The organism is Enterococcus sp. DIV0421, assembly GCF_051713745.1.
GTDB lineage: Bacteria > Bacillota > Bacilli > Lactobacillales > Enterococcaceae > Enterococcus_D > Enterococcus_D casseliflavus.
In genome coordinates this window covers 1-10,415 of the sequence record NZ_JBIOQM010000006.1, presented here as the reverse complement: position 1 = coordinate 10,415, position 10,415 = coordinate 1, and the positions used below count along the sequence as shown (strand labels likewise).

The window sequence follows — 10,415 nt, the reverse complement described above, 5'->3', positions numbered from 1 at the left end:
CATAAATAACGAAAATACCGTTTTTGCTACTAATGTACCAGCAAAAAAAGCAAAGATGACCAACAAAAATTTACCCACTTTTATCCAAGTATTTTTTCCTCTCATAATTATCACCTTTCTGTATTGTTGGATATCATAGGTCGCTAATAAACTTAGTAATTGTTTTATCCGTCTGTATTTAAGGTGATTATTATCAATTGCCCTTCAGGTCAATATCTAGAGGTTTAATATATTATTTTGATGTTATCACTAATTTGTTTAATGTATAGAAAACAGAGCGTGCTACATGCCATGACATTACTGGTGGAACAGCATTTCCGATCATTTTATAAGCTGAACTAGCGGAACAAGCAAAATTAAAATCGTCTGGGAATGACTGTAATCTAGCTGTCTCACGAACAGACAGCCTTCTCCAACCGTCCATATTATTTTCATCTTTCAAAGTAGTTCTGTAGTGAGCTTCTATGTTTCCGTGGTGCTCTGCACGAATTGTAGGGGCAGGTCGGTCAGCACTTATACGATTATTTCCTTGCATTTTTTTGCCAGGATAAAACTTAGCTTTAGAATAATCACGTTGAGTGTGATTTAAGACAGTAGGATCATTAATTTTTCCCCATAAATCATCGATACCTTCTTTAGCAGAAAGCCATTTTAGCTTTGTTTCTAACCCTGTTTGATCAAACAATGCTTTAGGATAAAACACATCTTCTTGATCGCCTAAATCTTTTCTTATTCCTAAAATAATAACCCTTCTTCTGGACTGTGGCACCCCATAATCAGCCGCATTCAAAACGCGATATTGCACATTATATCCTGCAACATCAAAAGCTTTTAGAATAGTATCCAATGCTGAAACGTCAACGGCATTTCCTTTGTTATCTTTTTTTGAATTTCGGATACCATCTACATTTTCGGCAACAAACATTTTAGGTCTATAGTGTTCTATTATTCGAATCATTTGAAGGTACAGCTGTCCTCTTGGGTCACTTAATCCTCCTCTTTTTCCTGAATAACTAAACGTTTGACAGGGGAATCCTCCTAAAACAATATCTACTTCTTCGTTAGGCAGCTCTCTTACATCTATGTCATCGATACTTCTTCTCTCTACCTTATGCCCAAAATTAATCTCATATACATCTGCCGCTTGTTTAAAAATATCATTGGAAAAAATTAAGTTATATGGCTGTTCAGAATAATGGGTTCCTAAAAAATCGAAATTCCCTCGGAATCCTAAGTCCATCCCTCCTACGCCACTGAATAAGGAAACTACATTTAATTTTTTTGTTTCCTCAGGAACTTCTACTTCAAAAGTATTAATGGTATTGGTTTCTTTGTGAAAATATGATTTCATAATATATAACCCTTTCTAAGAATGGAGTGTGATAAATGAATATTGTTGATGTTTTAGACATAATCCGTAAAAAAATTGAATCTATAAGTCCAATAGATGATCGTTTTTTACGGAGCAAAGGGAATGATAACGGATTTGAAGAGTTATTCCCTTTGGTTGTAAAAGAAGTTTCAGAAGAATTATCTCCTCAAAATGTATTACAATTTACAATACACCTTGGTCATCATTTTCCAGATGTAGATTTGATTCTGAACGATGTTAAATATGGTGTTGAGCTAAAGTATCGAGGAAACGGCTCTTGGAATACCAATGGTAATTCTGTTTTTGAATCTATAACTGGGGAAGGATACGAAGAGATATATCTTGTGTTTGGAAGCAAAGTTCCAAAAGAGAAAAGGCTTTTGGTTAAATTTGCTCCTTATTGGCAAGTTACTTCAAGTATAAAAGTCACCCATAGTCCAAGATTCACCATTGACATGGAAAATTTGAGTGAATCCGTTTTTGATTCTAAAAAAGAATATGACTCTTTACGAAGCATGGGTGAATCAGAGAAAGTCCGTTTCGTTCAAAAATTTCTTAAAGAAAATAGCGGTGGAGCTAAATGGTATACGGCACCTGCTGAAACCGTTCCTCCAACTAAATTCAATGATTTGCCTTCTACAAAGAGGGATCAAATACGAGCAGAACTTCTAATTCTTTTTCCAGATGATTTACTACATGGTAGTAAACACAGTAAATATACAAGGTCTGCTGAATACCTTTTGGAAGCATATTACGTCTACAATAAATCTCTGAGAGATTTATTTTCTTCTGGTGGAGTTTATACTTTCAATACAACAGATTTCCCGAAAATTATTGGCACGTTAGTTGCCTTAAGAGAGTTGCTAATTCAAACTTTAAATAATGCTTCTGATGATTTCTTTGAACTATGTAAAGAGAATTGGAGCAAAAATCTTCCCACTGATTTAATTTCCAATAATTTATACGACAGTTACAAAGCTATACTTAACTATTTAGGGAGCCTAGAACCATACAATAAACTCTTAGAACAATCTAACGTCCAAAAACTGTCAGAAATGATTCTATAATTCAATTTAGAGTAGCACAAAACTATAGACGCGTCAATAACCGCGTCTATAGTTTTGTGCTAGGAATTAATGACAGGTGTCTTTAAATTATCAAGACATAATTCCTAAGATATCTCTAAAGCGGCATATTTTACGTTTTAAGCCTTTTCTCATTCGACCGTTATTTTTTATACCAATATCAAGTAAAATCGGCTCTGTGAGCATAGTATGGCTTTTTACGGCTGTTCAGGTGGTTTATTGGATCTAAAATTGCTTTTGGGTTGTTAGGGCTTGCCCTGACCGCCTGTAAGGCGTTTAACAACCAAGATTAGTTGTAATCACTAAAAACGGCTTAGAAAAACTTAGACAGGTTGGAAGACGGTCATAAAGGATATCTTTGCGTTTTGGTCGCAGAAGTGAATCTGGGCTTTCCTACGAAATGTTTGTAATGTTTACTAAATTTAAAATCAATGGCGATACTCCTGAACCTTACACGCAGCGGAGGAGACACCCCTCTCTCTACGTAACCGTATAGACAGGGGTGTCTCCTCCGCTGCGTGTAAGAAAAATAAATTCTATCGAGGTTTGACTCAGCAGAAGCAAAAATTAGTTGAGCGAAAGGTTTTCGTTTTTTATAATTAAATTAGGGATATCCCAGTGTCACTCTTTGAGGGTAATTCAAGGGGAAGGAGTTACCCTCACTCTGGAAAACTAGAGAGAAGCAGACGAGAAAAGTTCTGTCTTTCAGGGCAAGTTGTCGTAAGTGGGAAGAGCGAAATAAAAAATAACAAGTATTTATGGTTTGTTAAATTGTAAAACTTGAAATAGAAAGTTATTTTGAAATTTATTTTATTTAATAAATGACTATAATTTGACTAGAATAAGATTAGGAGATCACTAGAACCGATTCTAGTCAGCGTATCCATAAAACTTTGATAGATTTTATTTAGAAAAAGTAAAAAAACAAAAGGTAAAATCTATGGGTATGGAAAAGGAAGAAAATGCTGAAAAGAAAAAAAGGTCATTCGCTTTGCTCATGAAGCCTTCAGTCAACCACAAATATCAGTCGCAAGCTCCTTCGATATTTGTGTCTGCCTTTTAGGGGAAATAGACAAAGAGAAACAAAGATAAGGTGCAGTCAACAGTAAATCGAATTAGAGCCTCTTAGCGCCTCTGTGAGGCTTTAAGGAGTTGGCGGCTAAAAACAAGCCTCTACGCTCTTGCATGCCCCAACCTCATTGTTGGGGACGCCCACGAGTGGTGAACGTGTAGAAGGTCCAGGAAATAATTTCCTGGTGGGTTTGGGCAAAGCCCAAGATCTTATGGAAGGAGTTCATGACTGGCATTTGCGATTTCAAACGCAAAAGGGCCCTAAAACGCAATTTAAGGCGTTTTAGGGCAGGCAACAATGATAAATATCAAAAGGGTCACAAGAACGCTCGGAAACGTTCTCAAAACTAATTATAGCAACTTTATTGCTTGGTAAAAAGAGTTTAAATAAAATTTGTGAAATTGTGATGATCAAATGCTGGTATAAAAAAGACACTCTAATTCAATAATTAGAGTGCAAAAAGGAATAAATGATGGTTTTTATAATGGGAGTATAACACGATATGAAAAAAGCAAAAAGTCCTCGATGCAAAAACATTGAGGACTTTTTGTATAGTGTGTAATGCATATGAATCGGCTAGTTTGATTATAGCAAATTTTAGCGTATACAAAAATATTTTGAGTGAAATTTGTTCGACAGCCCTATCTAACAGGCGGTTAAGTGTCAATACTATTGACACTTCCCTGAAATTAAAATCGCTTGCGATTTTGCCGAGCGGAAGCGCTGGAAGAAATTTTTATCAAAATTTCTAAATCGTTCAAGTGAAATGCCAAGGTTTTAGCATTTTGATTGAAAAGTACAACAAAAAACAAGTCTAGTGAAAGACTTGTTTTTTGTTGTAATCAAAGCTGCAAAAAAAGAAAGATATAAAAAATATGGGTATAGGAGTAATATATCATGCTTTATTTTGTTCTAAAAGGGGTTTATTTTGCGTTCTAAGCGATTTTAAGGACAGAAAGAGAAATAAACGGCAAATCGAATTAGAGGCGCTTAGAGAGCTCCTGAGAGCCTCTTGGGGCCTCTGTGAGGCTTTGAGGAGTTGACGGCTAAAAACAAGACCCCACTCGTGAGCGTGTAGAAGATCCAGGAAATTATTTCCTAGTGGGTTTGGGCAAAGCCCAAGATCTTATGGAAGGAGTTCATGACTGGCATTTGCGACTTCAAACGCAAAAGAGCCTTACAACGTAGGACATATGTTGTAAGGCTCAGAGAATGATTAGCGGAGTTGTGGATGGCAATACCACAATTCCGTTTAAAATTATAGCATGGTGATTTGATACATGAAAAGAGCCCTAAAACGCAAGCTGAGACGTTTTAGGGCAGGCTATAATCGAATAGAACCATAGAAGGTCTAAGAGCGCTTAGAAACGCTCTCAAGGCGATTATAGCAATTTTGAACTTGATAGGGAAGACTCCAAAAAACAAAATTTTGATAATTAGTAAGTCAGCTCTTATTACAATTTGGGTTAATGTTAACGGAAAAGAAAATGAGCAAAAAAATAAGCGAGAACTTGCGTTTTTTTGAAAGGAAACAAGTTCTCGCTATATTGTATCTGTCGAGGTGATTATAACATATTAGCGCTTGTTAAAAAAGAGAACAAAGAATGGTTGAAGAAAAGATAATCAACGAGAAATTGAGCAATCGTTTCTAAGGTGCCTAATTTCCGTTTTAAGAGGTTTTATTTTATAGACGCCTTTTCCATCAACCGGACAACCAAACGCTCTTAAATCGCTTGTGAGGGCTTCAAAACCTACAAAAACCTTCATTCGTTCTTGTAGGTTTGTTTTTTTTCTGCTTTTTTCTTCGGAATTTGTTCAAATTGGGCTATCTATTGTTTAAGCTGTTTCAGTTGTCTGTAAGAGCATAAGGGAAAATGGGGTACACACAAGGTGTCCCGCCTTGCCGTGCAAGGCTTTTCGGTGGGGTACACTTTTGACTTCTTTCGCCCCATAGTCGCCCCAAATTTATCGAACATTCGCCCCTGGTTCGCCCTGATTTTACGATCGTTTCCGAACGTCGCGATTATTTTCACCCCTCAGTCGCCCTATTCGCCCTTGGTTCGCCCCGATATCATCCTATTTTCGCCCCTAGTGTTTTTGTTATTTTTTCTATGCAGAGACGCTTTGATGTTTTTACTCTTTTGCGCATATGGTCACATAGACCGCCATATGACGGATATTTTGGCTGTACTGACATTGATACCAAAGAACAAAATGTGACTTTTCGGTCACAATTATGCTATAATAAACGTGCGGAAGACATAAGTTTTGTATGAATAGCACAAAAGCCCAGACCTGTGACGAGGTCTGGGCTTTTTTTTCACCTTGCGGATAGGCGTGTGGGTTAGGACAACTTGCGAGGCTATCTGCTAATCGTCTAACCAATGATTAACTAGCGCAATCACTAGACCCACAAAGAGTGGAGCGATAACCAAAGACATAAGTTCGTACATGAATAGCACCCCCTTTCAGGGGCAAGTTGCCGTTTTTGAGTATAGCATATTCGCCCGCTAGTAAAGATACCCACACAGACAGAACGGGGTCCCATGTGTCGTTTTTGGGTCGTTAGGGCTTGCCCTGACCGCCTGTAAGGCGCTTTGTAGTCAGATCAGCAAAATGATTCTGACTTGTCTTAGAATCGCTTAGACAGGCTGTGAGCGCCTTCCAAAGGTCTCTTTGAAACACGGTTTTGATTTTAACGAGGGAGCAGAGCGACCGCTGTAAGTAAAATGTGAGCGTGGGTTTCGCTCACTCCTTTTCTAGCGACAGAAGGGAGCAAGGTTTTCAGTTTAGAAAATTGCGCGAATCTGTTCGAAGAAAAAAGAAGGGGATTTTAGGCGGGAAATTTTGCCCTTGAACTGTTTAATATATGTTTAATATATGTTTAATATATGTTTAACGACTTCTGTATACTTACTCTCCCAAGGGATACAGCTTTTTATGAGTATCATTTTGCGGGTTCTTAGGTATCATTTTGCGGGTTCTTAGGTATCATTTTGCGGGTTCTTAGGTATCATTTTGCGGGTTCTTAGGTATCATTTTGTTAGTTGATACTTTATAACGTCTGTAGTATCATTTTATAGAGGTGATATCAGTTATGAACGAAGTCGTAAAGTTTCACAATGATCTAAATACTGTTGCAATGCGACGTTGGAGTAAAGAAGAAATGAACTTTTTCTTTTCAATCATTGCAAAAGCACGAGAACAAGAGAGTAAAAACTTAATTTTCCAGTCACATGAGCTTAAAGAATTGACTAAATTTGCTGGTGATTATAACCATCGATGGAATGACATTATGGATAAAGTTACAAATAAAGTTGCTCAGTTAATTTATACAGAACGAACAACTAAGAAAAAAGTTGTAATGACTCTGTTTAGTCGCTTTGAAGTTGATTTTGAAGAACAAACAGTTACTGTACAAGTATCTGAAAATTTCCAATATATTCTGAATCAAATACAAGCTAATTTTACTAGCTTTGAGCTTGAAGAATTTACAGAAATTCGGTCTACTTATGCTAAAACAATGTACCGTTTATTAAAGCAATGGCGTATACAAGGAAGAAAAGTCTATTCTGTTGAAGAGTTTAGAGATTACCTTGATATACCAAAGTCTTTTAAGTCTGGAATGGTCGCAAAACGAGTGCTGGATCCTATAAAAAAAGAGTTGTCACCTTATTTTAAAAATTTGAATATAACCCCACTAAAATCAAAATCTCGAGGCAATCCAATTACTGGCTATGAATTTACGTGGCAAGCAGAAAAAACAGGTGAGTGGAAAGATTTTAATGATTTTAATGATTTAAAAAAGAAAAAAGGGCAACAAATACCTAAACGCTCAGAAACTGTACCAGAAAATATACTTGTCGCAGAAAAAGAAGAGGAAGAGAAGAAGAAAACAATTCAAGAAGAATATTTCCGAAAAGCTATGCTACTACGGGATAAGCCCTTTGAAGAACAAGCAGTATTTTTTTCTGAAGCTAGAAAAGTTGATACTTACAGAATGCCAAATGCTACTCAGTTTTTAGACACCTTAGCCACTCTAATGGCTTTTGATTCGGAAAAATATTGGGCACAATCTCTTTCAAAAGATCAGACTGAAGGTGAAGAAATTGGCTGATAAAACGATAAAAGAGCTTGCTGAAGAATTAGGAGTCAGCAAACAAAGAATTCAACAAATAATCGACAAATTACCGACAAGTAAAAAACCAAATAAAGTTGGCAATAAATTTGTTCTAAACGAGAAAAATATTTATGATATCAAAGTTTTAATGGGGTTTGAAGTCGACAATTTTTCGACAAACAAATCGACAAATAAGCTTGTCGATTATGATATCTATTTAGACGTTCTAAACTCTTCTAAAGAAAAAGATGAACAAATAAAACTAATGCAGAAGTTACTAGACCAGCAACAACAACTCACTCTACAGGCCAACAAACAAATTGAGAAACTCCAGGAACAACTGTTACTTTCCAAACCTGAAGAATCGAGTTCTGAAGATCTTGATTTACCAGTAAATCTACTAAAAGAACCGATTACAAAACAAAAAAAGTGGTGGCATTTTTTCTGGAAGAAACCGTAAAACGGACAAACATAATATTTATAGCGATAAACCTTTGTTGAGGACGTTCACAAATGGCGAACGTATAGAAGGTCCAGAAAATACTGTCCTGATAGCTTTAAACAAAAAAAGAACCCTAAAACGCGAGTTGGGCTGTTTTAGGGCAGACTATAACGAATAGAACCACGAAAAGGTCATAATAACGCTTGAAAACGTTCTCGAAAAGAATTATAACAATTTTAGCGATTGTCAAAAAGTTTTTGAGAAAAATTATACGGATTATATATGAAATGGTGTGATTTTGGGCATCAAAAAAACGTGAAAGATGATAGATTTACAGATAGGTTGTTTTGCAGAACGAAAACAAGTCGAACAATTGCTCAACTTGTTTATTTATGTTTCTCTGTATAAACGCAGTTTTCCAAGGCGTTCAATTTCTTTTTGGAGTTCTCTAGCGTATCTAATTTCTGGTGCGTCGTCTGATAAGTGAACCCATTGAGGGGTAGAATCAATCAAGTTTTGAATCTGTTGTCGAAGTTCTTTTTGTCGTTGTTTGATTTGTTTTCTGTTCATGTTTTCACCTAAATTGCTTTTAGTTAATTATATAAACTGATTCAATTAACAACAATATAGTTAACGAATCATTTTGGTAATCAGCAAATAAATAAAAAATTTGATGTGTAATTTTTAAAAATATGACCAAAGAATGCTAGCAGCCTATATTTTTTTGTATCGAAAAAATATACTATAATTGTTGAATTAAAATACTACAAGAAATAACTGATAGTTTTGAGGGTTATAACATAGTTTAAAGAACGCCAAAAGGACACAATGCTAAAAAAAATTGCCTCCTTTTGATATTGGTATGTGATACATATGAGAAAAAATAAAAAAACACTCTAACTTCAATATTTAGAGTGCTAAAAGGAATAAACGATTAGTTTGGGTAAAAAAATTATAACATGCATAAGGAAAAGAAGAAGGAAAAAATAAAAAAAATGACATTTCACCTAAAATATACAACAAAAAACATTTTTTTGTTGTATATTTTAGGTGAAATGTCATAAAAAAGAAAAATACAAAAAGACTTAGAAAATTATTTTCTAGTAAAAATCAGTGAAGTATAAAGAGTTTTTATGTAAAAAATAGAGAAAATACCTTAAAAACGTTTTGTAAGACATTCTAAGGCATTTTTTCTGAATCTATGGAAAATCTTAAAAAAGCACCCTAAAACGCACTCTCAAACGTTTTAGGGGAAAATAGGAAATCTATGAAAAGAATAGTAAGAACAGTAACGACCGTTCTCCAAGTAAATTATAACAATTAGAAATTTATTTGAGAAGACTATCTCTTTATCATTCCTTACCAAATTCTTTATATCTATAAATAAAAATAGCCGTTCATTTCACGAACGACTATCAAGAGAAAAGGTTGGTTCTCCCTTTTCTTCTAATCTTAGAATAACCAGCAGTAGGATAAAATAATCCTATCAAAATTTGCTGAAAATAACAACATACTAAAAAATAGATAAATAAAATTCACAAAAAAACCAAAAAAGGAAATTTGATTTATCGGCATTTTAGTAAACCAACATAACTAGACCAATTGAAAATCACAAAGAACGCCCGTCAATCGCTTGATTGACGGGCGTCTTGAGTTAATGCACATTATGTTAACTAATTGATAAAATAACATTTTTTATCATATCGATTCTTTTATTTTATAGAAAAAAAGTGGACAAAATTCTAGTCCATTTAACTTAAATTCACCCACGAAATAATAATATTTTTGTGTGGTTGTTTACAAAAATTAAACTCAAATCACTCAATAAGTTGTGAATATACCTTTGTTTGTGATTTATTGATCAATATTTTTAGAATAATATTGAAAACAAAAAATTTAAAGTAGGTATAAAACCTCTTTAAAATAAATTTAAACCATGAAAGGAGGAATCTACATGGAAAAGTATACAGAATTGTCTACTAATGAAGCCAAATCTATTTCTGGTGGCGGAACCTTTTTAAACAATTTTTCTGTTATCAAAATTACTTATGATTTTGGCAAGTGGTGTGCTCAAACCGTTTACGGAGCACTAGGTTTTACAAGAAAATAGAAAGGACTGTTAATTTATGGATCTAACAACAAAATATCACGAATTATCTGATACTGATTCTAAAGAAATTACTGGTGGGGTTATCCCTTTAGGTGTTTGGTTAGTAGGTTCATTCATGGTTGGGTATGTGATTGAAGGTACCAATTGGAAACCTAAGTAAAAAAGAAGCCAAGAGAGTTTTTTCTTTCCCTCTTGGCTTCTTTTATCTATGCTC

Annotated in this window: 8 protein-coding genes; 5 read left to right on the top strand and 3 right to left on the bottom strand. The window is 34.8% G+C overall.

Going from position 1 to position 10,415, the window contains the following annotated elements; all coding sequences use genetic code 11:
• Positions 1-232 precede the first annotated feature (232 nt).
• Complete coding sequence (locus IGI96_RS19555; protein ID WP_438785697.1) at positions 233-1,351, bottom strand: DNA cytosine methyltransferase; 1,119 nt, start codon at positions 1,349-1,351, stop codon at positions 233-235.
• A gap of 35 nt (positions 1,352-1,386) precedes the next feature.
• Here IGI96_RS19555 and IGI96_RS19550 point away from each other — a divergent pair, with 35 nt between their 5' ends.
• Entirely contained in the window at positions 1,387-2,439 is a 1,053-nt protein-coding gene (locus tag IGI96_RS19550) for a hypothetical protein (RefSeq protein ID WP_438785696.1), read from the top strand.
• Between the two features lie 3,459 nt (positions 2,440-5,898).
• Here the strand turns inward: IGI96_RS19550 and IGI96_RS19545 are convergent.
• Positions 5,899-5,970: a type I toxin-antitoxin system Fst family toxin gene (locus IGI96_RS19545; protein WP_438785698.1), complete on the bottom strand. Its 72-nt coding sequence runs from the start codon at positions 5,968-5,970 to the stop codon at positions 5,899-5,901.
• Positions 5,971-6,626: 656 nt separating this feature from the next.
• On the opposite strand from IGI96_RS19545, the gene IGI96_RS19540 reads away from it, so the two are divergent.
• Positions 6,627-7,646, top strand: coding sequence for a replication initiation protein (locus IGI96_RS19540; protein ID WP_438785695.1), 1,020 nt, complete (start codon positions 6,627-6,629; stop codon positions 7,644-7,646).
• Positions 7,639-8,109 (top strand): MarR family transcriptional regulator, encoded by a 471-nt coding sequence (locus tag IGI96_RS19535; RefSeq protein ID WP_438785694.1) that lies wholly within the window; start codon positions 7,639-7,641, stop codon positions 8,107-8,109. Before IGI96_RS19540 ends, IGI96_RS19535 begins: the two co-directional genes overlap by 8 nt.
• 372 nt (positions 8,110-8,481) lie before the next feature.
• Here IGI96_RS19535 and IGI96_RS19530 read toward each other — a convergent pair whose 3' ends face one another.
• Complete coding sequence (locus tag IGI96_RS19530) at positions 8,482-8,661, bottom strand: hypothetical protein (protein WP_438785693.1); 180 nt, start codon at positions 8,659-8,661, stop codon at positions 8,482-8,484.
• A gap of 1,384 nt (positions 8,662-10,045) precedes the next feature.
• Between IGI96_RS19530 and IGI96_RS19525 the strand changes: the two genes are divergently transcribed.
• Both IGI96_RS19525 and IGI96_RS19520 read left to right on the top strand, forming a co-directional pair.
• Positions 10,046-10,201, top strand: a complete 156-nt coding sequence (locus IGI96_RS19525; RefSeq protein ID WP_438785692.1) for a hypothetical protein — start codon at positions 10,046-10,048, stop codon at positions 10,199-10,201.
• Between the two features lie 16 nt (positions 10,202-10,217).
• Positions 10,218-10,361 (top strand): hypothetical protein, encoded by a 144-nt coding sequence (locus tag IGI96_RS19520; protein ID WP_438785691.1) that lies wholly within the window; start codon positions 10,218-10,220, stop codon positions 10,359-10,361.
• The last annotated feature ends 54 nt before the right edge of the window (positions 10,362-10,415 follow it).

What these genes read in the sequence shown, in the direction of transcription:
- IGI96_RS19555 (WP_438785697.1), bottom strand. Translation starts at nt 1,351, where the DNA reads ATGAAATCATATTTTCACAAAGAAACCAATACCATTAATACTTTTGAA.
- IGI96_RS19550 (WP_438785696.1), top strand. Translation starts at nt 1,387, where the DNA reads ATGAATATTGTTGATGTTTTAGACATAATCCGTAAAAAAATTGAATCT.
- IGI96_RS19540 (WP_438785695.1), top strand. Translation starts at nt 6,627, where the DNA reads ATGAACGAAGTCGTAAAGTTTCACAATGATCTAAATACTGTTGCAATG.
- IGI96_RS19530 (WP_438785693.1), bottom strand. Translation starts at nt 8,661, where the DNA reads ATGAACAGAAAACAAATCAAACAACGACAAAAAGAACTTCGACAACAG.
- IGI96_RS19525 (WP_438785692.1), top strand. Translation starts at nt 10,046, where the DNA reads ATGGAAAAGTATACAGAATTGTCTACTAATGAAGCCAAATCTATTTCT.
- IGI96_RS19520 (WP_438785691.1), top strand. Translation starts at nt 10,218, where the DNA reads ATGGATCTAACAACAAAATATCACGAATTATCTGATACTGATTCTAAA.